The sequence below is a fragment of the Acinetobacter pittii genome, from assembly GCF_034064985.1.
Lineage (GTDB): Bacteria > Pseudomonadota > Gammaproteobacteria > Pseudomonadales > Moraxellaceae > Acinetobacter > Acinetobacter pittii_H.
This window is the reverse complement of record NZ_CP139249.1, coordinates 3,618,120-3,639,030: the sequence shown is the minus strand read 5'-3', so window position 1 is coordinate 3,639,030 and position 20,911 is coordinate 3,618,120. Positions and strand designations below refer to the sequence as shown.

Genomic DNA, 20,911 nt, shown 5'->3' with positions numbered 1-20,911 from the left:
TTATGTCTGAGTTGAAACAAGATCAGTATTGGATGCAGCAAGCCATTGAACTTGCCAAACGAGGACTATATTCGACCAAGCCTAATCCAAATGTTGGTTGTGTGATTGTCAAAGATGATCATTTAATTGGTGAAGGCTTTCATCCTAAAGCGGGTCAGCCACATGCAGAGGTTTTTGCCTTACGCGAAGCGGGTGAACATGCACAAGGTGCAACGGCTTACGTTACGCTTGAACCATGTGCGCATTATGGTAGAACCCCTCCTTGTGCCGAAGCATTGGTGAAAGCTCAAGTTAAAAAAGTAGTGGTTGCTTGTCCTGATCCAAATCCATTGGTGGCGGGTAAGGGTGTTCAGATTTTGAAAAATGCCGGAATTGAAGTAGAAGTTGGCATTTGTGAAGATTTAGCATCAAAACTTAATCAAGGTTTTTTAAAGGCAATGTCTACAGGCATGCCTTATGTACGTTTAAAGGTAGCCTCAAGTTTAGATGGGCGTACTGCAATGGCATCAGGTGAGTCGAAGTGGATTACTGGTTCGGCTGCGCGCCAAGATGTACAACATTGGCGTGCCATTTCTGGAGCAGTGATTACAGGTATTGAAACTGTGATTGCAGATAATTGTCAGCTTAACGTGCGTTTACTCAATAATTTTGATATCGAGATGGTTGCTCAGCCAAAACGTGTTGTTTTAGATCGCCAAGGACGTTTGCCACTTAACGCTAATATCTTAGAGAATCCTGAAACTGTGATGGTGATGGGGCCGTATCGTCAAGAACTTGCTGATTTAGGCGTGATACAATTAGAAATTCAGCCTTTAAAAATGCTGTTACAGACCCTATCTAAGCAACATCAAATTTATGATGTGCTGGTTGAAGCTGGCGCAACATTGTCTACTGCTTTTTTGCAAGAAGGTTTAGTGGATGAATTAATCAGTTATATTGCCCCGACATTATTAGGGAAAAGTGCAAGGGCCATGTTCAATGCAGAATTTGAATATATGGCAGAGCAACTTCGTTTTACACTTCTTGATGTGACACAAATTGATCAAGATATACGCTTAAGGTTAATCCCTACGCAAGAGAAAGTATGAATTCAGAGCCTTCGGTTTATCACAAACGTCGTCATGCAGCCCGTACGACAGACGAATATCTTTTCCATCAGCTTGTGCCGTACTTGGGTAACAAGCGCCGATTGCTCCATCTAATTTTAGAAGCCCTTGAAATTACAGGGACACTAAATAGCAAGAAAAAGAATCCACCGATTTTTGCCGATTTCTTTGCCGGCAGTGGCGTCGTATCTCGTTTGGCACGTCAAAATGGTTACCGTGTGATTGCGAATGACTGGGAACCTTATAGTCATGCTTTAAATCATGCGATTTTAGCCTGTGTAGATGCGCCTGCTTTTAAAGAACTGGGTGGCTATCAAAAGGCAATCGACTATTTAAATCGTTTACCTGAAGTTAAAGGTTGGGTAACGCATAACCTTTGTCCACGTAACGATGATGTATATGATCCAACCCGTGACCGTTTATTCTTTAAACGCCGTAACGGTATGCGTATTGATGCAATTCGTCAGCAGATTGCCACATGGCAGGCACAAGGTGCAATTAATGATGTAGAGATGAGTGCTTTGCTTGCGCCATTGCTCTATTCAGCTAGTTTTGTCAGTAACACCAGTGGCGTATTTAAAAGTTTCCACCAAGGGTGGGGCGGACGTACTCAAACTGCGCTAGAACGAATTGAGTCATTACTTTGGTTAACACCGAGCCGTTTTTGTGAGATTGGTGATCGCAAACGTCCGGCTGCTGAAATGTGGTGTGTAGATTCACAACATCTAGCAAATCAAATGAGTGGTTTTGAAGTTGATGTTGCCTATCTTGATCCACCATATAACCAGCATGCATATAGTAGTAATTACCACGTTTTAAATGCATTAACTTTATGGGATCAGGTTGATTTACCATCACCAGATACTAAAGGTTATAAGAGTGGTATTGATAGAGCATGGCGTAAAGAGCGTCCAAGTCCATATAACTCTTCTAAACATGCAAAAGATGCATATGAGAAATTACTCTCAACGATCAATGCGCGCTATATTCTGACCAGTTATTCAACTGATGGTAATATCGAACCGAAAGATTTGCTTATGGCCAATCTGGAACGGGGCAAAGTAACCTTGTTAACACAAGATGTTCCGCGCTATCGAGTGAGTAAACAACGACAGTCTGAACGTGCACGCGTGCTTGAGTTTATTGTGATTACTGATACTCATGCTAAGTCAGGACCACCATTACGTCAGTTATTAGGCCAGCTTTACCACTTCGCCGAGCTAGGTGGTGTAGATACTTCAGGTAACAGTACGCAGCTCGCACTTTGGTAAGCGCTGCAATTTAAGCAGTGTAAAAGATTTGGAGATTGAGCCATGTTTACAGGCATCATTGAAAGTTTAGGTAAAGTTGAAAGCCTGCAAAGTGTAGGTGGTGATGTACGTCTACGTATTCAGACTGATCTGGATATGTCTGATGTACATTTGGGCGACTCGATTGCAACCAATGGTATTTGTCTCACAGTGATTGAATGGGGCGATAACTGGTACGCAGCAGATGTTTCCCGTGAAAGTTTAAATCGAACGACTTTAGGTAACTGGAAAGTTGGGCAACGTGTCAATGTTGAAAAGGCAATGTTACCGACAACGCGCTTTGGCGGGCACATTGTAAGTGGTCACGTTGATGGCGTAGGTGAAATTACTGTAGTACGTGAAGACGCTCGTTCAATCTATTATGAAGTTACAGCACCGGCAGAACTTGCTAAATATTTGGCGGAAAAAGGTTCTGTAACTGTTGACGGAATCAGCTTAACGATTAATCACTTACGTGGAAATATTTTAAGCTTGAATTTGATTCCACACACTGCAGAACGTACCAATATTGGAACGTGGCAAGTAGGCAGTAAGGTCAATCTTGAAGTTGATGTGTTGGCGCGTTATATCGAGCGTTTATTGCTAGGTGATAAAGCAGCTGAGCAAAAAACCGAGTCAAATATTAGTATGGCTTTTTTAGCTGAAAATGGTTTTTTAAAATAAAAGCCAGATCATCAAAATAAAAAAACCGGAACAAATGTCCGGTTTTTTATTTTTAAAATTAATGCTTGGTTAGCGTGACCGAATCTGTACCCACCCAAGCTTTATGATGTTGGGTACGTGTAATTGAGAACTTACCTTTTTCAGACTCTCGTGTAAGTAAGATAGATAAAGAATTAAAGTCGTTATGACTCATATAAAGTTCTTGTGCTGAAAATGTCCATTGTTCACCCTGATTAAGCTGCTCAAGTTGCATTGAAATCTGATGCGGAATGTCCATCTTTACCCTCATTAATTATCTTAAAAACCCTACTTTCTATTCTCATAATTAATTGATCTACAAGAATAATATTTATGTCTATTCTGTGACAATTAAATGTCATTTTTATGACAAAAGAGTCTTAAAAAAACTTTACTTTTCTATTTTTTCATCAGAAAACTTAGAGTTCTTTAAAATGTATTCAATTTCTTCTTGAGCTGCCGAATTTAGCTTGGCTCGGAAAGCCGCTACAGACTCTTCAATTAAGTTTTCAGCTTCAAGTTCTAAACGAATGCGTAAACTTTCAAGCTCAGTTAAGATTTGATCATCACTAATACTAAGTTTTACGCCAGCAGAGTAATTGACTGCAGGTGTTTCAGGGTTTTTCTGATAACGTGCAGTTTGCTCTGCAACTTCTTGTTCTAACTGACTGCGGATGGCTTGAAGTGCTTCAGTCTGCTCACTAAATTTACGAACTTCATCGGCTTGCAATTGGGCAGCATAGGCCGCTTCTAACGCTCGTTTATCAGCAAGTGCTTTCTCTAAAGCAAGCTGACGACGAATACGTGCTTGCTCAATCAGCTCTGCCTTGAGGTCCGCGTAAGCTTTTTCAATTTTTTGCTGTGATTCTAGCTGCGCTTTTTCATCATTTAAAACCCAAAGCTGAATCGGAGTTTGAGGTTCTAATAAGTCGCAAATACGTGCCAGATCTTGTTGATAGGCATGACGGACAGCTTCAGGCGCATTTAACCATCTTTTTTTAAAATCTTGCCCGACATTTAATGCCACCATGCTTCTCCTTTGTTCAACAGTAAATTTACATTTTAGCGCGTTATAATTTAAAGGTTCGCGGTTCTATACCCAAACGGCGATACATTTTAAATTTTTCTCGACCAATTTGCTTGGCTGTTTCATTATTTTCAACAATTTCTATAATGTGGCTAAAATGATCAACTTGTTCAAGTGCATGATTGTTAAAATTAAATACTAATAAGCCTTGTTCAAGCGGTTGTTTAGCCGAAATACATACAGCAGCTTCAGTTTGGTCAACTCCATGTGGAATGAAACTGACAGGGTCGAAATCCCATAATCTTTCATCAAGAGTTTGTTGTAGCTGCACATCTGGGCAATACCACCAGATTTTAGGATGCTTCTGTAAAATCTTTCGGCATAAACGGCAAGCACTATCGACTTGCCGTTCTTCACTGGTTTCAAACAGATAAAAACTAACTTTAGCCATTCGTATTTACACGATTCGCTAAAAATTGCATGAGTAATGGTACTGGACGACCTGTTGCGCCTTTAGCCGGACCGGATAACCATGCTGTTCCTGCTACATCTAAATGAGCCCAACGGTATTCACGTGTAAAGCGTTCAAGGAAACATGCTGCCGTAATCGCACCGCCGTATGGACCGCCGATGTTTGCAATATCCGCAAATGGTGAATCAAGTAATTCTTGATAATCCTCAATTACTGGCATACGCCATACACGGTCAAATGATTGCTCACCCGCTTGTTGAAGTTCAGCTGCTAAAGCATCATCTGGTGAGAACAAACCACTCAGTACTTTACCTAAAGCAACTACGCATGCACCAGTTAATGTTGCGATATCAACCACAACTGCTGGATTGAAACGTTTGATATAGGTCAATGTGTCGCACAGTACCAAACGACCTTCCGCATCGGTATTTAAAATTTCAACAGTTTGTCCGCTCATGGTTGTCACAATATCGCCTGGGCGAGTTGCTTTACCTGAAGGCATGTTTTCTGCAGCTGCAATCGCTCCAACGACATGAATAGGGAGTTTTGCTTCGCATAGCGCACGAATAGTACCTAGTACAGAGGCTGCACCGCACATATCGAACTTCATTTCATCCATGCCTAGGCCTGGTTTTAAAGAAATACCGCCTGTATCAAAAGTAACGCCTTTACCAACAAGCACAACAGGCGCTTGATCGATTCCAGCTTGGTATTCGAGTGTTACAATACGACCCGGACGTTCAGATCCTTTGCTGACTGCAAGAAAAGCATACATGCCTAAATCAGCCATTTGCTGTTCATTTAAGACAGTTACTTTAAGTAAGTCAGGGAATTCTGCAGCTAAAGCTAATGCCTGTTCTGCCAAATATTCAGGGAAACAAATGTTACCTGGACGGTTTCCAAGGTCTCGTGCATACGACTGACCAGACTGTACGGCATGCACTAAAGCCAGTTGTTTTTCATCGAGGCTCGTCGTTGAACTAATTAAATCAACCTGTTGTAACACAAATTCATTTTTTTTCGATTTAAACTCATCATAACCATAAGCTGCTTGAGTTAAGCTTAAAGCGAATAAATAATGGTATTCGACAGGTAACGCAGCAATATCAATCGCGATATGCTTAAATTTATTTTGTGTCGATTTGATAATGGTTTGGGCAAGTTTAGCGAGCTTAACCGCCTGAAGTTCGGCTGTTTTTCCTAGGCCAAGTAATTGGCTGTGAGGTTGATTTGAAATCTGACCGAATAAAGGCAGAGTTTCATTGAAGTTGCCTTTGAATTGGGTGGCAGTAAGAACGCTTTCTAGGTTATTGATTTGATATGTGTTGATGTTGCTTTGTAGCTGTTCTGAATCAACTAAAACCCACAAAGATTCATTAGATGTCTGTTCGGGAAAAGTTGTATAAGTTGTAAATTTCATGGCTGCCGTGATTGCCTATAGAAAGTTATGTTGGATTAAAACATTGAAACACTTTCAAGCATAGCGTTGCAATGTGCGGTTTTATATTTTTAACATTCGGGTAAACTAGCACTCGTCCCGATTAGCCTTTTGGAAGTATTACTTTGATTATTCGGCGTTATCTCGTCAAGCAAGTTGTCTCTACCTCATTGGTGGTCATTTCTTTACTGACCTTAATCATGATGGGTGGTCGTCTGATCAAATACTTTGGTGTGGCGGCGCAGGGGCGTTTAGATGCCAGCATCTTGTTCAGCATCATTGGATATCGTTTACCTGAATTTCTAACACTCATTTTACCATTGGGTTTTTTCATTGGTTTAATGTTGGTATTTGGTCGTTTATATGTTGACCATGAAATGGCAGTACTGAATGGTAGTGGTGTAAGTCGTCATCAATTAGCACGATTACTCATTCCAATGACACTTGTTTATATGGTGTTTCAGTCTGTGCTTATGCTCTGGATGACGCCGTGGGGACTACGTGAGTTTGAAAAACTGACAACTACACAAGCTGTTCGGACAGGTTTCGATTTGGTTCGACCAAGAGAGTTTATTTCCTCTGGGCCATATACGATCTATGCAGGTTCATTGTCAGAAGACCGAAAGAATTTGAAGGATATTTTCTTTTATCAGCGCGCTGCTAAAGAAGATAAGCCAGATGTTATGATTTTGGCAAAAGAAGCGACTCGTGTAGAAGTTGCAAATGACACCGCCAATGTCGTTGATCTGGTACAAGGTCGTCGCTATGAAATATTCCCGGGACAACCAAAATATACACAAGCAGAGTTTCAGTCTTATCGTCTACGTTTAGAAAATGACAAAGATGTTAAATTTGAGAGTGGCGATGTAGAAGCACTATCAACAACAAAACTCTTTTCAAAAACAAATGATCCAGTCATCAGAAGTGAGTTGGGATGGCGTTTATTTGGGCCATTCACCATTGTTATTGCGTTAATGCTGTCAGTGGCATTGTCTGAGGTGAGCCCACGACAAGGCCGTTATTACCGTCTTATTCCGGCGATTTTTATTTTTTCCAGTCTGATCGTATTAATGATTGCAATCAAGACTCGTATTAGTAAAGAAGAACTCGATATTTGGGCTTATCCTGCCGTGTTAGTTGTGTATGGCGTTGCTGCTGCCTTATTCTCACGTAAGCAGAAGTTAGGACCAAAAATCAAGAAACAGATCAAGCGAGTGAAATTATAATGTTAGCACGTCGAATAGTCGCCAAATATGTGACGAAAACCACTGCGCTTGCGATGTTTGGCACCACAGTTGTTTTGTCCATTCTTCAGGTCTTATTTACATATCTTGGCGAGTTGGGTGAGCTCAAACCAGACTATAACGCATGGCAAGCTCTCTTTTATGTTTTGTGGGGAGCTCCTCGCTATCTCTATGAAATTTTACCTATCTCTGCCTTGATTGGTGCTGTGATTGGTCTGGGCTCATTGGCAACGAGTAGTGAGCTCATTGTTATGCGTTCAGTCGGTGTTAGCTTATGGCGTATTGTTGGTTGGGTTATGCGCTCAGCTTTACTACTTATTATTTTGTCATTTGCTTTAAGTGAGTGGGTTATTCCTTATACCAATGAAAAAGCACAAAGTGTTAAAAGCCATCGTTCAGTAGCTGCTTTAGGTGAAGTTAAAGGCTATTGGTCACGTGAAGGGCAGCGATTTATCTATATCGACTATGCTAACTCTCAAGGTAATTTAAGAGACATTCAAGTGGTCGACTTTGACCAGAACTATTACTTACAATCATTAATTAATGCTCAGCAAGGACAGTTTATTAAAAATGGTCAATGGGCTTTGAAAAAAGCTGAACAAATGGACATTTTGGCGGCAGGCAATGCCATCAAAACTGACCATGAAGAACAATCGCTTGCTTTAGCATTACAGCCTAAATATGTGCATATGGTGACTTTAGATCCTGAAGATTTATCACCAAGCCAACTGATTAGCTTTATGCGTTATATGGATGAATATAGTCAGGTACCAAAGACGTACCAATTGGCATTCTGGCAAAAAGTTGCTTCGCCATTTTCACTCATCGCATTAGTTCTCGTGGCGTGTTCTTTTATTTTTGGACCGTTACGCCAACAATCAATGGGTTTCCGTTTGGTGATCGCATTGTTTATTGGTTTGAGTTTCTATTATTTGCAGGATTTCTTGGGCTATGCGAGTTTGGTTTATTCTCCATCTCCAGCATGGTTCGTACTTGTACCTATCTTGCTAATGTTTGGTGCCGGAAGTTATTTGCTTTACCGCGCTCGCTAGAAATAAGTGATATTTATGGTTTTCATCAATCGCGGATATTGGTGAAAGCCATAGGAATAAATAGAGTCTTGACCGAAAATTCGGTAAGATATTGTGACGAAATTGTAGACAAAAGAGAAATTGATTATGACGGATGCAACTGCTGGCAAGATCCCTCACGTTCTGGTCATTATGGATGGTGTTGGACACCGTGAAGCGATTGAAGATAATGCTTTTCTTGCAGCAAAAACACCAAATTTGGCGGCAATGAAAGCCAAGCATCCGAATAGTCTAATTTCTGGTTCAGGTGAAGATGTTGGATTGCCTGATGGTCAAATGGGGAATTCTGAAGTCGGCCATATGAATCTTGGCGCTGGCCGTGTGTTATATCAAGACTTTACCCGTATTACTAAAGATATCCGTACTGGTGACTTTTTTAAACATGAAGTGTTGATCGACGCTGTTGAAAAAGCCAAAGCTGCTGGCGGTGCTGTCCATATCATGGGGCTACTTTCAGAAGGTGGCGTCCATTCACATGAAGATCATATTGTGGCGATGTGTGAACTTGCATTAAAACGCGGTGCAAAAGTTTATTTACACGCTTTCCTTGATGGTCGTGATACACCTCCACGCAGTGCTCAGCCGTCTTTAGAAAAATTAGATGCATTATTCGCTCAATATCCGGGCCAAGGCCGTATCGCAACCATGATTGGTCGCTACTTTGCAATGGACCGTGACAACCGTTGGGATCGTGTTGAGCAAGCTTATCGCTTGTTAACTGAAGGTGAGGCACTTCGTACTGCGCAAACAGCAGTGGAAGGATTAGAGTTAGCTTATGCAGCTAATGAAAATGATGAGTTTGTAAAAGCGACTCGTATTGGTGATATCGCTAAAGTTCAAGATGGCGATAGTGTTGTATTTATGAATTTCCGTGCTGACCGAGCTCGTGAAATTACTCGCGCATTTGTAGAGAAAGACTTTGCTGGTTTTGAACGCAAAGTTGTACCTAATCTTTCTAAATTTGTGATGTTAACGCGTTATCAGGCGAGCATTGATGCACCAGTTGCCTACATGCCAGAAGCGCTCAAAAACTCATTAGGTGAGTATTTATCTTCTTTAGGTAAAACCCAGTTACGTATTGCCGAAACTGAAAAGTATGCGCATGTAACATTCTTCTTTAGTGGTGGCCGTGAAGATGAATATCCGGGTGAAAAACGTATTTTAATTCCATCTCCAAATGTTGCGACATATGACCTTAAGCCAGAAATGAGTGCTTATGAAGTCACTGATGAGTTGGTTAAAGCGATTAATTCGGGTGAGTACGACTTATTAGTTGTGAACTACGCAAATGGTGATATGGTCGGTCATACGGGTGTGTTTGATGCGGCGGTTAAAGCAGTTGAAGCGGTTGATACTTGTTTAGGTCGTGTCTATGAAGCAGTTATGGCGAAAAAAGGTCATATGCTCATTACTGCTGACCATGGTAACGTTGAACAAATGCAAGACTACGAAAGTGGGCAAGTGCATACTCAGCATACAACCGAGCTTGTGCCGTTTATCTATGTTGGCCCAACACAAGCAACAATTGCAGAAGGTGGTGTGCTTGCAGACGTAGCACCGACAATTCTCAATTTAATGCAGATTCCTGTTCCTGCCGAAATGCAAGGGCGTAATCTGATTACACTATCTGCATAAGTTAAAGGTGATTGGATGCTGCAACACATTAAATATAAAAAACTTATTGTAAGTATGTTGCTGTGTTGCAGCCAATTTGCTTTTGCAGCGCCAGTTGTAAAAGAAAAAATGTCACCTTTGCATTCGGATTCGGAAGAACCGGAACATAGCTATGCAGAGGTGCCAATCGAGTCGATTCAACAGTTTGTGCAAATCTATGGAATCGTTCGAGATAACTACGTTGATGTGAAGTCTGACGATGCGTTGTTTCAACAAGCCATAAAAGGGTTAGTGAGCGGGTTAGATCGTTATTCGCGTTATTTATCGGCAGAAGAATATCGCCAACTGATTCAATATACAGAAGGTGATCTTGCATCAGTTGATTTTGCATTAAGTCCTGAATCACATGCTCATAAATGGATAATTCGTGATCTCAAAACCGGTTCTGATTCCTATAAATTAGGTTTGAGAAATGGTCAGACAATTCTCAAAATTGATAACCAAGATTTAAAAAATTTAAACCAAGATCAGGTACTTGGCCTGCTTTACGGTTCTATTGGAAGTACACTTCAAGTACAAGCAGAAGAGCTAAACGGAAACATTAATTTAGTCCGTAATAAAAAAATAGAAACCGATATAGAACCTATAATGCTACATAATCAGGTGCTCGTACTCAAAATTAGAGTGTTCCAACAAGATACGGCTAATGAAATTAAAAGATTAATTGAAGAAAACAGTTCTCCACGTTTAAAGGCTGTTTTAATCGATTTGCGAAACAATCCGGGTGGGTTGTTATCGGCAGCAGTTGAATCAGCAGATTTATTTTTAAATAACGGAATTATTGTTTCAACCAAAAGCCGTTCGGAAGGTAACCAGCAGTTTCAGGCTTTGCCCGGTAATGAATTTCAGAATATAAAACTAGGTATATTAATTAATCACCGCTCTGCATCGGCAGCAGAAGTTTTTACTGCGGCGATGAAAGAACACCAGCGTGCTTGGGTGATGGGTGAAAAAAGTTATGGAAAAGGTGTAGTGCAAAAGCTATTTCCTTTGCCAAGTGGGGCGGCTCTACAAATGACGGTCTCACACTACTACACGCCAAATGGCAATATGATTGAAGGGCAGGGTATTCAACCTAACCAGACCTATCCATTGCCAGCAGAAATGAAAGAAGACGTATATTTAGAGCGCGTTGCAGACTTATTCTTAAAGAGGAAGTAATTTTTATACTTCCTCTCCCATTTCGGTATCTAAGCCAAACTTTTTGAGTCGGTAACGCAAAGAACGGAATGTCATTCCTAACTTTTTAGCCGCCAAAGTTCGATTCCAATGCGTCATGTTTAGCGCATTCAATAAAATATCTTTTTCGATATTTTCTAAATAACGTTCTAAACCTTCCATTGGAAATTTTGGATGAGTCTGAACAGTCGGTGCTTGATTTAGTTGTTTCGTTACGATTTGCGGGCTCACGCTACTGCCTCTAAGAGGAGGTGCTAAGTGTGTCAAATCAATGCAATCCTCATCACTTAAAGTAATAGCTCGTTCAATCATATTTCTTAATTCACGAACATTACCCGGAAAGTCTTGCTGCAATAAGTAAGTTTCAGCGCTCGCCGTTAATTGCTTGCTTGAAATTCCCCATTCCGTACAAACCTTTTGAATAAAATGATTGGCCAATAGCAAAATATCTCCACCACGGTCACGCAGTGGCGGCAACATAATATCCATAACATGAATACGGAAAAATAAGTCCTGACGGAATTTACCTTGTTGGACTAACAAATCTAAATCTTGGTGACTCGCACTAATTACTCGAAAATCAACATCAATTTCCTGATCTGAACCTACAGGGCGTATCTTTTTCTCTTGCACAGCCCGCAGCAATTTAACCTGCATAGTTAGCGGCAATTCGGCAATTTCATCTAAAAATAAACTGCCGCCGTGTGCCGATAAAATCAGACCTTGTTTGTCTTGAGTCGCGCCAGTAAAACTACCTTTTTTATGCCCGAAAAGTTCACTTTCCATGAGCTCGGTTGGGATTGCTCCGCAGTTAATAGCAACAAATGGCCCTTCGCTACGGTTGCTTAAGCGGTGAATCAGATTCGCAACAACTTCTTTGCCCGTACCAGACTCGCCTGTAACAAATACAGGAGCTTGGGAGCGGGCTATTTTTTTAATAGCTGTCCGTAAGTTTTGTATAGGTGGTGAACGCCCAATTAATAAGTCATTCTCTAGAGTTGTTTCACTAAACTCATGCTCTGGTTTTGGCTGGTTAAGCGCTTTTTTTAATAGCTGATCTAAATGAATTTGGTTAATCGGTTTGCTGACAAAATCAAAAGCTCCCGCTTTTAATGCTGCAATTGCAATATCCATATTGCCGTATGCAGTTAAGACTGCAATGGGTGTGTGTGGGTAAGTTTCAGAAACATGTTGAACCAATTCTAAGCCACTACCGTCAGGTAGATTTAAATCGGTCAAGCATGCATCGTAATGAAACTGAGTAAAAAGCTGTTTGGCCTGTTCAACCCGATAAGCAAGATGTGTTTTAATCCCCATTCGTGCAAGAGTCATTTGCATTAACAGGCACAAATCTTCTTCATCGTCTACAAGCAAAACGAGTGGTCGCTGTTCTGCCATTTCCCCAAAAACCTAATAAAAAAATCAATATATTATTGGGCACGCTATTCGGAAGCATGCCCCTTGTTTTTGCTCTACATAAGTGAGCTTTGCATGGTTTGCCTCACAAAAACTATGAGACAAATATAATCCTAAACCAGTTCCATTAATTTCGGTACTAAAAAATGGTTTAAATAATTGAGATATATCACGTTTTGAAACACCTTCACCGTAATCGATCACATCAATATAAATTTTATTTGTTTGTGAGTGAATATTGATCAGAACATAGGGAGAGTCGGGTGCATTGTGGCGTAGAGCATTCCTAACAAGGTTAATGAGGACTTGTCTGAGTTGCTTTTCATCAAACAATAGCTTTAAGGATAAATTAGAACTTTTAAGCTCGATCGCATGTTTAACATCAGATAAATCTTCATCTAATAACGTTTTTATGAAGTCGTTTAGTTCAATCTGGATCGGATACGTTCTTTCACTGCGGGCAAGTCCTAAAGTGTCTTGAACAATACTATCAATGCGTTTCGTTTGCTTTCCAATCATATTGCGTAAAGTATTTTGCTGCTCCACATCACTATCTTTGAGTAATTCATTTGCTTGAACAATGGCTGCAAGAGGATTGCGGATTTCATGTGCAATACTTGCTGAGAGTTGCCCTAAAGCGGCAAGTTTGAGTTGTTGAGCTTGCTGATTAATCTGCTGTGCATCTTGTAAGATAAGTAGTGTTAATGCTTGTTGTGGTACTAAAAGATGCTGCACTTTAATATTAATAGAATAAGCCGACAGTCGGGACTCAAAAATAAATCGATCACCTTCTTTTAAATGATCAAACTTAAGAATTTCAAATAAGTCAGCATGCCATTTTGCTAAGGGATATTTTTCACTGGCAAATTGAGGTGGAATTCCTAAAAGAGAGCAGGCGGCTGGATTACTTAAAACAATATCGTAGTTTTCATCTAGGACTAAATAGCCCTCTTCAATTTGTTCCAAGATATAGCGGTTAATATTTTGTAGTTGATAGAGTTCTATTGATTGATGGAAAGTCAGCGCTTCAAGTAATTTAAAGCGCTGGACCGCAATTTGTCCGATTCCGTGTACTACAAAAAACAAGAAGGCTAATAAAGCGCTATTACCAATCGTATTTAAATTATTGTAGTCAAATAAACTGCCAACGAAGCGTTGGTAAATAACCGCAATGACTGCAAGTAATGTAATGAGCAACGACATTCTTGCGCTAAGTAAAATGGCCGAAGTAAATATGGCAATAACATAGAGCAAGCTGAGTTGAAGATTGGGTTCACCTACAGAAAATGTAAGTAAACTCAGGCAAATAACATCAACTACAAAAAATAAAATGAGCTGCCTTGTTGCCTGAGTGGCAATAAACTTAAAACATAAAAGTTGAATAAGGCTTAAGATTGAATAGCCGAGTAGTGTGTAAGAATATAAAGCGGGTTGTTGTAGACTAGTGTCGATTTGAGCATCGGTTAAAACCAAAATAATATTCAGGCTAACCGCAATAATAAGGCGATATAAACCATACCACGTGCCCAAACGAAATATCGTATGGGACAAGGATGAGTTTACGGGAAATTGCATGTAAGTCTGATTAAGGCTTGATCAGACCGTAACGAATCGCGAGATGAGTTAGCTTAACATCACTATCAATGGCTAGCTTTTCAAAAATACGGTAGCGGTAAGTATTCACTGTTTTAACACTTACAAAAAGTTTGTCTGCAATTTCTTGAGCGCTAATACAATTTACAACCATCATTGCAACTTGCATTTCTCGTTCAGAAAGAGAGTCAAAAGGTGATTGCTGTGTATCGGATAAATAAGAACTTGCTAATTGCTCCGCAATATCGGCACTAAAGTATTTGCCGCCTTGCATCACTTTATTGATAGCCCGAACCATTTCTGTAATTGGAGCACCTTTGGTGATGTAACCTTTAGCTCCTGCTTTAAGCAAAAGAGAAGGATAAGGTTCTTCTGCTAAGCCACTGACTGCAATCACTTTTGTATCTGGTGCTGTTTGCAGTAAACGACGTGTTGTTTCTACGCCACCGATGCCAGGCATATTGACATCAAGTAGCACAACTTGAGGATGTTTCTGACGAACAATAGCAATTGCTTCTTCACCCGATTCGGCTTGTCCAATGACCTCTACATCGGCATGATCTTCTAACATACGGCAAATCCCCGTACGTACAAGTTCATGGTCATCCACAACTAAAACTGTAATCAAGAAGACCTCCTTTCTTTCAAAAAACAAGTTTTTTGTTACATAAAGCAAAATTAGCTTGCAATGGAATGACAAAATTAGCAATCCTATTCTTATATAGTGAGCGAATAGTTGTGCACAATTGTGTCGGTAAAAGCGTTATACCTTATACCTCAAATGTAAGGCATAATTATAGTAAGCGCAAATGTGTATCACCCTGAGTCGAGTATTGTGCCGTGAAAAATTCTAAAAAGTCTTTAATGCATGTGCTAAGCATGTCTATTTTGCTTGGTTTGAGTTCAACAAGCTTTGCAGAACTCGTCAATAACCCGTCCTCAGGGAATAGTGGTACTGCAAGCTTAAATTGGTCTTCAGCTGATGCTAGCCAATTTTTAAATGATGAAGATGACGAACCTACTCCGCAAGGTTCAACATCGGTAACCACAACTTTGCGTGGTGGTAGCGCACCTAAAATTGTAGCATCTGCACCGAAAATTGCTCCAATTCGTGATACGACTGGTTACAATGCTCAGCCGAGTGTAAGCGCTCGAGCTGCACTTGTGATGGACGCGCAAACTGGTGAAGTGCTCTACAGTAAAAATACGAATGCTTCTGTGCCAATTGCCTCTATTACTAAATTGATGACAGCAGTTGTAACGGCAGATGCCCGTTTAAACATGTCAGAAGAAATTACACTTGAGCAAATTGATTTTGGTGGTGCAGGTGGTAAAAACTCAAGTTCAACCTTACGTGTTGGCGACAAGATGAACCGTGCAGAAGTTCTTCTATTTGCTCTAATGAAATCTGAAAACCCAGCAGCGGCAGCTTTAGCACGTACTTATCCAGGTGGTCGTCCAGCATTCGTAGCTGCAATGAACGCTAAAGCACGAGCTTTAGGCATGAACGCAACTCACTACTATGAGTCAACTGGTTTAGATCCGCGTAATGTATCTTCTGCGCGTGACTTAGGGATTTTGGCAAGTACAGCTTCTCAATATGGTTTGATCCGTCAATTCTCAACTACACCGACCTATGACTTTAATTTGGGTTATCGCGTGTTGAAATCTAACAATACTAATGCGCTAGTGCGTAATGGTGGTTGGAATATTAACTTGTCTAAAACTGGTTATATTAATGAAGCAGGTCGCTGTGTTGTGATGCACACGACTGTAAATTCGCGTCCGGCAGTGATTGTATTACTGGGTGAGCCAAGTACACAGGCACGTAATAATGATGCAACTAACTTGCTTGGTTGGTTGAGCAATTTGCCAAAACGTATTTAATTTAAATATTCAAAAAACGCTTCTATTAAGAAGCGTTTTTTTATGGCTATAAAAAAGACATAAAAAAACGGCTGTTTAAAACAGCCGTTTTTGAAAAATCAGATCTTACATATTAGATAAAATCGAATCTTTTACTTGGTCCATTGTTGCATCAATTGACAACATCACTGCATCAGCACATTGTTTGATTGCAGTATCAGGGTCTTTCAAGCCATTACCCGTTACTGTACATACAATGACAGAACCTTCAGCAATTTTACCCGCTTTAATATCACGGATCGCACCGCCGATAGACGCAGCAGATGCAGGCTCAACAAATACGCCTTCATACATAGAAAGTAAGCGTTGAGCTTCTAAAATTTCGCTGTCTTGAAGTTCATCAAACCAGCCTTTAGAGTCACGTACTACAGCTTTTGCATGGTTCCAGCTTTGTGGATTACCAATACGGATTGCAGTTGCAACAGTTTCAGGGCTTTCAACTGGAGCACCACGTAAGAATGGAGCTGCACCAGAAGCTTGATAACCCACCATTGTTGGTAAACCTTCAGGTTTTGGACCAGTGAATTGATCAGTAGCAGCATCATAAATCACTTGTTCAAACTGATCAGCAGGCTGGTTTGCTACAGCTTCGGTATAACCCATCCAATGAGCGGTGATATTACCTGCGTTACCTACAGGTAAGCAGTGGTAATCAGGTGCACGGCCTAAAGCTTCAACGATTTCATAAGCAATGGTTTTTTGACCTTGCAATCGGTAAGGGTTGATTGAGTTTACAATCGTTACAGGTGCTTGATCAGCAACTTCTTTTACAAGACGCATACCATCATCGAAGTTACCACGAATTTGCATAGTGATCGCACCATACATCATCGCTTGTGCCATTTTACCCATCGCAATTTTGCCTTCTGGAATCAAAACAAATGCTTTGATACCTGCGCGTGCAGCATAGGCAGCAGCAGCAGCAGAAGTGTTACCAGTAGATGCACAGATAATCGCTTTAGAGCCTTCTTCAACTGCTTTGGTTACAGCCATGGTCATACCACGGTCTTTAAATGAACCAGTTGGGTTTAAACCCTCATATTTCACATAAATTTCAACATCTTTGCCAATAATACGTGGAATATTCTCAAGTTTAATGAGTGGGGTGTTGCCTTCACCCAAAGAGATAGCACGAGTAGTTGCCGAAACTGGCAAACGGTCACGATAACGATCTACAAGACCAGTATAACGATTGGCATTAGACATGATGGTGTTCCAATTAGAGGTGAAGCGGGAGAGGGAATCTTTCCCTCAACCTGATTAACTATCGAGCGATTCTAAACGAATTCTTACGATTTCGCCACGAATTGCAGGTAATGCTTGGATTTGTGCAAGAGCATCATCCATTTTTGATTCAACGATTGGATCGGTCAGAATCACGATTGGAATAAGGTCTTTTAAACGAGATTGTTGCATGATCGCATCAATACTAATTCCGGCGCGACTTAAGATGGTAGTAACATCTGCAAGTACGCCAGTTTGGTCTTCTGCATTTAAGCGGATGTAATAACCTGTGGTCATTTCTTCACGGCTTAAAATTGGCACATTGGTTAATGCTTCAAAAGCCAACTGAGGAATTGTTCCTGCGCCATCTTCGGTATAAGAGATGTCACGAACAATATCAATAACGTCGGCAACAACTGCAGAAGCTGTAGGACCTGCGCCTGCACCCGCGCCGTAATAGAGTGTTGGACCTACGGCATTAGCTTGAACTAAAACAGCATTTTTAACGCCGTTTACATTCGCAATCAGTTGTTCATCTGGAATAAGTGTTGGGTGAACACGTAACTCAATACCTTTTTCAGCACGACGTGCAATACCAAGATGTTTAATGCGGAAACCAAGATCTTCGGCATATTTCACATCTTGCGCAGTGATTTTGCTGATACCTTCGGTATAAACCTTATCAAACTGAAGAGGAATACCAAACGCACAAGACGCTAAAATTGTAAGTTTATGCGCAGCATCAATACCTTCAACGTCAAAAGTTGGGTCTGCTTCTGCATAACCGAGTTCTTGAGCTTCTTTTAATACATCGTCAAATGCACGACCTTTCTCACGCATTTCAGTCAGAATAAAGTTACCTGTACCATTAATAATGCCAGCCAACCATTCGATATGGTTTGCAGCAAGACCTTCACGGATCACTTTAATAATTGGAATACCGCCAGCAACTGCTGCTTCATAAGCAATTTGCACAGCATTGTCTTCTGCTGCTTTAAATAATTCATTGCCATGTTCAGCGAGTAACGCTTTGTTTGCAGTCACGACTTGTTTGCCGTGTTTGATTGCTTCCATGATAACTTCGTAAGCAGGGTGGATCCCACCCATAACTTCTACAACTACATCAACGTCTGGTTGACGAACGATGTCAAGTAAATCGGCGCTTTGTTTAATCCCTTCCAATTCAAGATCTGGACGAGGGCGGCGTGTTCCAACGTGGGTAATTTGAATTTCTCGACCGGTGCGACGTTTAATTTCAGCGGCATTTTCTTGTAGTAGTTTAAGGGCTCCTCCACCTACGGTTCCTAGACCGAGTATTGCCAGGCGAACTGGTTTCACGTCACACTCCATTCATCATTTAATCATTTAGTTGAAGCTAGATCATAGCTAAAAAAAACGCCAGACTCTAGCGCTTTTAGTGCTTGTTCAATGAATTAGAGTGCGATGTTTGGAAAAGAAGAGTAGATCAGTCTTTAAACAGAGGTTGTTTAAATATTAATTATTGAAAAAACAAAGCGCTGCAATAAGAGCAGCGCTTTTTAAAAGAGATAGATGATTAATCATTCATCAGCTTAAAGGGTGTTATTTATCCAGACGTTTAATTAATTCATCTGGTGTTAGATATCCACCTAAGTACTCACCATCAACATTGTAAATAGCTGGTGTTCCATTTACACCCATGTTTAAGCCAAGTTGATATTGTTCACGAACAGGGTTTTTACATTGAGCAGGTGGAATATTGATACCTTGTACGGCTTGGTTAAAGGCAGCTTTACGGTCTGTACTACACCATACAGCTTCCATGGTCGGCATAAACTGTTCACCGCGTGGCCAAGCGATATAGCGTACTTCAATACCCTTTTCATTAATTTCAGGAATGTGCTCATGTAGTTTATGGCAATAAGGACAGCTTGCATCGGTAAACACATAAATCACATGTTTCGCCTTACCTTTTGCAGGGTAGACAATCAAATCTTCATTTTTTAAAGCCGCTAGGTGCTTTTTATTTTCCGATGCTTGGAGGCTATCGCCAATATTATGAAGTTCTTTATCACCTAAACGGATGACATCACCTTGAATAAGGTATTTACCGTCGCTGGTTGTATAAATTGACGTCATTCCTTCGAGGTTTACCCAATATAAGTTAGGAACTTCAGTAGGCTTGATATCTAAAATTTTGGCGTTGATATTTGCATTCTTAAATTGTTTTTGCAAAGTTTCAATTAAACGCTGTTTAGCATTGCGTTCAATAATGGTTGAAGCTTCCCCCGTAGCAGGTGCGGTCGCAGTGAGCGCATCTTCTTTTTGTGGTTTGTTTTCTTTAGAACAAGCACTGAATAACAGGCTAGAAGCCAAAGCACAGGCAAGAAAAAGTTGAGATCGGGTAAAAGACATAGATAACCCTTATTTCATCAGTATTTATAGTCAGAAGCTGCTAAGCATAACAAAAAATCTAACGTGTATTGTTAAAACTTTCTTAACCTTTGTGAACGAAATCAAGTGATTGTTAGGGGTATTTCAAATAATAAGTTTTAAATTTTTTAACCTCTAGGGTGATGTTTTTCATGCAATTGTTGCATTCTGACTTGTGCCACATGTGTGTAAATTTGAGTCGTTGATAAGTCGCTATGACCCAGTAACATTTGTACTACGCGTAAGTCCGCGCCGTGATTGAGCAGGTGTGTTGCAAAGGCGTGACGTAAGGTGTGAGGTGAGAGTTCAGCTTGAATATTGGCTTGTAAGGCGTACCGTTTAATGGCATACCAGAAGTTCTGACGGCTCATAATTCCGCCGTGTTGGGTTAAAAAGAGATAATCCGTCGAGCTTTTGTAGAGTTGAGGCCGCGCATCCTGCAAGTAGCGTTCTACCCATTCACAAGCAAATTGGCCTAACGGAACCAAACGCTCTTTATTACCTTTACCTGTAACACGTAAATAGCCTTGTTTTAAGTTAATGAGTTCTAGGCGTAAGTTCAGCAGTTCTGAAACTCGTAAACCACATGCGTAAAGAACTTCAAACATTGCCCGATCACGTAAACCCAGTGCCGTATCAATATCAGGAGCCTGAATCAGTGCTTCGACATCTTCCTCTGATAGATCTTTAGGTAAGGCTCGACCAATCTTTGGAGAGTGATGGGTTGCTACAGGATTATCACTTCGTAATTTCTGTTCACGTAAAAATTTGTAAAACTGGCGTAGAGCAGATAAGCAGCGGGCAATTGAGCGTGGGCTTTTTCCAGCTTTAGTCAACTCAATCAAAACATCAGCGATATCATCACTTGTCCACTCTGGAAGAGCTGATTTTTTATGAAGTTCGCTGCATTGAATAAGGTCAGATAAATAAGCGTTACGCGTATGTGGACTTACCGTCTGAGCAACGAGATAGTCACGAAAACCTTGTAGAAAGCTCAAATGTTCAGGAATTTGAACAGGGCTTGGAATACGCGGTTTTTTATTCAACATACACTAGATCCTCTAAACCTCTGTACTCTAAAAGAAACTTTAAGGTTTGTCGATTAAACTGAATAAGAA

At 40.6% G+C, this 20,911-nt stretch carries 19 protein-coding genes; 8 read left to right on the top strand and 11 right to left on the bottom strand.

The window, feature by feature from the left end:
* Positions 1-2 precede the first annotated feature (2 nt).
* Genes ribD through ribC form a run of 3 tightly spaced genes read left to right on the top strand, consistent with a single transcriptional unit; the run spans position 3 to position 3,079 of the window.
* Positions 3-1,088, top strand: coding sequence for a bifunctional diaminohydroxyphosphoribosylaminopyrimidine deaminase/5-amino-6-(5-phosphoribosylamino)uracil reductase RibD (gene ribD, locus SOI76_RS17420; RefSeq protein WP_104080706.1), 1,086 nt, complete (start codon positions 3-5; stop codon positions 1,086-1,088).
* Complete coding sequence (locus SOI76_RS17415; protein ID WP_002121221.1) at positions 1,085-2,377, top strand: DNA adenine methylase; 1,293 nt, start codon at positions 1,085-1,087, stop codon at positions 2,375-2,377. Before ribD ends, SOI76_RS17415 begins: the two co-directional genes overlap by 4 nt.
* Before the next feature lie 42 nt (positions 2,378-2,419).
* Entirely contained in the window at positions 2,420-3,079 is a 660-nt protein-coding gene (gene ribC / locus SOI76_RS17410) for a riboflavin synthase (protein ID WP_005301612.1), read from the top strand.
* Positions 3,080-3,137: 58 nt separating this feature from the next.
* Here ribC and SOI76_RS17405 read toward each other — a convergent pair whose 3' ends face one another.
* The 4 genes from SOI76_RS17405 to pepA form a co-directional block, all read right to left on the bottom strand.
* Positions 3,138-3,356 (bottom strand): hypothetical protein, encoded by a 219-nt coding sequence (locus SOI76_RS17405; protein WP_032055635.1) that lies wholly within the window; start codon positions 3,354-3,356, stop codon positions 3,138-3,140.
* Positions 3,357-3,488: 132 nt separating this feature from the next.
* The gene (locus SOI76_RS17400) at positions 3,489-4,127 is read right to left on the bottom strand and encodes a hypothetical protein (RefSeq protein ID WP_104080707.1); all 639 of its coding nucleotides are present in this window, start codon (positions 4,125-4,127) and stop codon (positions 3,489-3,491) included.
* 40 nt (positions 4,128-4,167) lie between these two features.
* Positions 4,168-4,575 carry a DNA polymerase III subunit chi gene (holC, locus tag SOI76_RS17395; protein WP_032070644.1) on the bottom strand — a complete coding sequence of 136 codons (408 nt, stop codon included), beginning with the start codon at positions 4,573-4,575 and terminating at the stop codon, positions 4,168-4,170.
* A complete protein-coding gene (pepA, locus tag SOI76_RS17390; RefSeq protein ID WP_032055630.1) occupies positions 4,568-6,016 on the bottom strand; it encodes a leucyl aminopeptidase in 1,449 nt (482 codons plus the stop codon). Before pepA ends, holC begins: the two co-directional genes overlap by 8 nt.
* A gap of 143 nt (positions 6,017-6,159) precedes the next feature.
* Between pepA and lptF the strand changes: the two genes are divergently transcribed.
* From lptF to ctpA, 4 genes are all read left to right on the top strand, one after another.
* Complete coding sequence (gene lptF, locus SOI76_RS17385; RefSeq protein ID WP_002121169.1) at positions 6,160-7,260, top strand: LPS export ABC transporter permease LptF; 1,101 nt, start codon at positions 6,160-6,162, stop codon at positions 7,258-7,260.
* Positions 7,260-8,330: an LPS export ABC transporter permease LptG gene (gene lptG, locus SOI76_RS17380; protein ID WP_104080708.1), complete on the top strand. Its 1,071-nt coding sequence runs from the start codon at positions 7,260-7,262 to the stop codon at positions 8,328-8,330. The genes lptF and lptG overlap by 1 nt, the downstream gene beginning before the upstream one ends.
* Positions 8,331-8,456: 126 nt before the next feature.
* A complete protein-coding gene (gene gpmI / locus SOI76_RS17375; protein WP_017400161.1) occupies positions 8,457-10,004 on the top strand; it encodes a 2,3-bisphosphoglycerate-independent phosphoglycerate mutase in 1,548 nt (515 codons plus the stop codon).
* Positions 10,005-10,019: 15 nt separating this feature from the next.
* The gene (gene ctpA, locus SOI76_RS17370) at positions 10,020-11,204 is read left to right on the top strand and encodes a S41 family peptidase (RefSeq protein ID WP_104080709.1); all 1,185 of its coding nucleotides are present in this window, start codon (positions 10,020-10,022) and stop codon (positions 11,202-11,204) included.
* Between the two features lie 3 nt (positions 11,205-11,207).
* On the opposite strand, the gene pilR is transcribed toward ctpA, so the two are convergent.
* Genes pilR through gacA form a run of 3 tightly spaced genes read right to left on the bottom strand, consistent with a single transcriptional unit; the run spans position 11,208 to position 14,859 of the window.
* Positions 11,208-12,620 carry a sigma-54-dependent transcriptional regulator gene (gene pilR / locus SOI76_RS17365; RefSeq protein WP_104080710.1) on the bottom strand — a complete coding sequence of 471 codons (1,413 nt, stop codon included), beginning with the start codon at positions 12,618-12,620 and terminating at the stop codon, positions 11,208-11,210.
* 24 nt (positions 12,621-12,644) lie between these two features.
* Complete coding sequence (gene pilS / locus SOI76_RS17360) at positions 12,645-14,213, bottom strand: sensor histidine kinase (protein ID WP_205668481.1); 1,569 nt, start codon at positions 14,211-14,213, stop codon at positions 12,645-12,647.
* 10 nt (positions 14,214-14,223) lie between these two features.
* A complete protein-coding gene (gene gacA / locus SOI76_RS17355) occupies positions 14,224-14,859 on the bottom strand; it encodes a response regulator (protein WP_002121174.1) in 636 nt (211 codons plus the stop codon).
* A gap of 212 nt (positions 14,860-15,071) precedes the next feature.
* Between gacA and pbpG the strand changes: the two genes are divergently transcribed.
* Positions 15,072-16,118, top strand: coding sequence for a D-alanyl-D-alanine endopeptidase PBP7/8 (pbpG, locus tag SOI76_RS17350; RefSeq protein ID WP_146065070.1), 1,047 nt, complete (start codon positions 15,072-15,074; stop codon positions 16,116-16,118).
* Positions 16,119-16,223: 105 nt separating this feature from the next.
* Here pbpG and thrC read toward each other — a convergent pair whose 3' ends face one another.
* From thrC to xerD, 4 genes are all read right to left on the bottom strand, one after another.
* The gene (gene thrC / locus SOI76_RS17345) at positions 16,224-17,363 is read right to left on the bottom strand and encodes a threonine synthase (RefSeq protein ID WP_002048893.1); all 1,140 of its coding nucleotides are present in this window, start codon (positions 17,361-17,363) and stop codon (positions 16,224-16,226) included.
* A 54-nt stretch (positions 17,364-17,417) separates the two neighbouring features.
* Positions 17,418-18,719: a homoserine dehydrogenase gene (hom, locus tag SOI76_RS17340; RefSeq protein ID WP_002121263.1), complete on the bottom strand. Its 1,302-nt coding sequence runs from the start codon at positions 18,717-18,719 to the stop codon at positions 17,418-17,420.
* A 243-nt stretch (positions 18,720-18,962) separates the two neighbouring features.
* Complete coding sequence (gene dsbC / locus SOI76_RS17335; protein ID WP_032055623.1) at positions 18,963-19,775, bottom strand: DsbC family protein; 813 nt, start codon at positions 19,773-19,775, stop codon at positions 18,963-18,965.
* A 146-nt stretch (positions 19,776-19,921) separates the two neighbouring features.
* A complete protein-coding gene (xerD, locus tag SOI76_RS17330) occupies positions 19,922-20,842 on the bottom strand; it encodes a site-specific tyrosine recombinase XerD (protein WP_032055622.1) in 921 nt (306 codons plus the stop codon).
* Positions 20,843-20,911 lie beyond the last annotated feature (69 nt).

What these genes read in the sequence shown, in the direction of transcription:
- ribD (WP_104080706.1), top strand. Translation starts at nt 3, where the DNA reads ATGTCTGAGTTGAAACAAGATCAGTATTGGATGCAGCAAGCCATTGAA.
- SOI76_RS17415 (WP_002121221.1), top strand. Translation starts at nt 1,085, where the DNA reads ATGAATTCAGAGCCTTCGGTTTATCACAAACGTCGTCATGCAGCCCGT.
- ribC (WP_005301612.1), top strand. Translation starts at nt 2,420, where the DNA reads ATGTTTACAGGCATCATTGAAAGTTTAGGTAAAGTTGAAAGCCTGCAA.
- SOI76_RS17405 (WP_032055635.1), bottom strand. Translation starts at nt 3,356, where the DNA reads ATGGACATTCCGCATCAGATTTCAATGCAACTTGAGCAGCTTAATCAG.
- SOI76_RS17400 (WP_104080707.1), bottom strand. Translation starts at nt 4,127, where the DNA reads ATGGTGGCATTAAATGTCGGGCAAGATTTTAAAAAAAGATGGTTAAAT.
- holC (WP_032070644.1), bottom strand. Translation starts at nt 4,575, where the DNA reads ATGGCTAAAGTTAGTTTTTATCTGTTTGAAACCAGTGAAGAACGGCAA.
- pepA (WP_032055630.1), bottom strand. Translation starts at nt 6,016, where the DNA reads ATGAAATTTACAACTTATACAACTTTTCCCGAACAGACATCTAATGAA.
- lptG (WP_104080708.1), top strand. Translation starts at nt 7,260, where the DNA reads ATGTTAGCACGTCGAATAGTCGCCAAATATGTGACGAAAACCACTGCG.
- gpmI (WP_017400161.1), top strand. Translation starts at nt 8,457, where the DNA reads ATGACGGATGCAACTGCTGGCAAGATCCCTCACGTTCTGGTCATTATG.
- ctpA (WP_104080709.1), top strand. Translation starts at nt 10,020, where the DNA reads ATGCTGCAACACATTAAATATAAAAAACTTATTGTAAGTATGTTGCTG.
- pilR (WP_104080710.1), bottom strand. Translation starts at nt 12,620, where the DNA reads ATGGCAGAACAGCGACCACTCGTTTTGCTTGTAGACGATGAAGAAGAT.
- pilS (WP_205668481.1), bottom strand. Translation starts at nt 14,213, where the DNA reads ATGCAATTTCCCGTAAACTCATCCTTGTCCCATACGATATTTCGTTTG.
- thrC (WP_002048893.1), bottom strand. Translation starts at nt 17,363, where the DNA reads ATGTCTAATGCCAATCGTTATACTGGTCTTGTAGATCGTTATCGTGAC.
- dsbC (WP_032055623.1), bottom strand. Translation starts at nt 19,775, where the DNA reads ATGTCTTTTACCCGATCTCAACTTTTTCTTGCCTGTGCTTTGGCTTCT.
- xerD (WP_032055622.1), bottom strand. Translation starts at nt 20,842, where the DNA reads ATGTTGAATAAAAAACCGCGTATTCCAAGCCCTGTTCAAATTCCTGAA.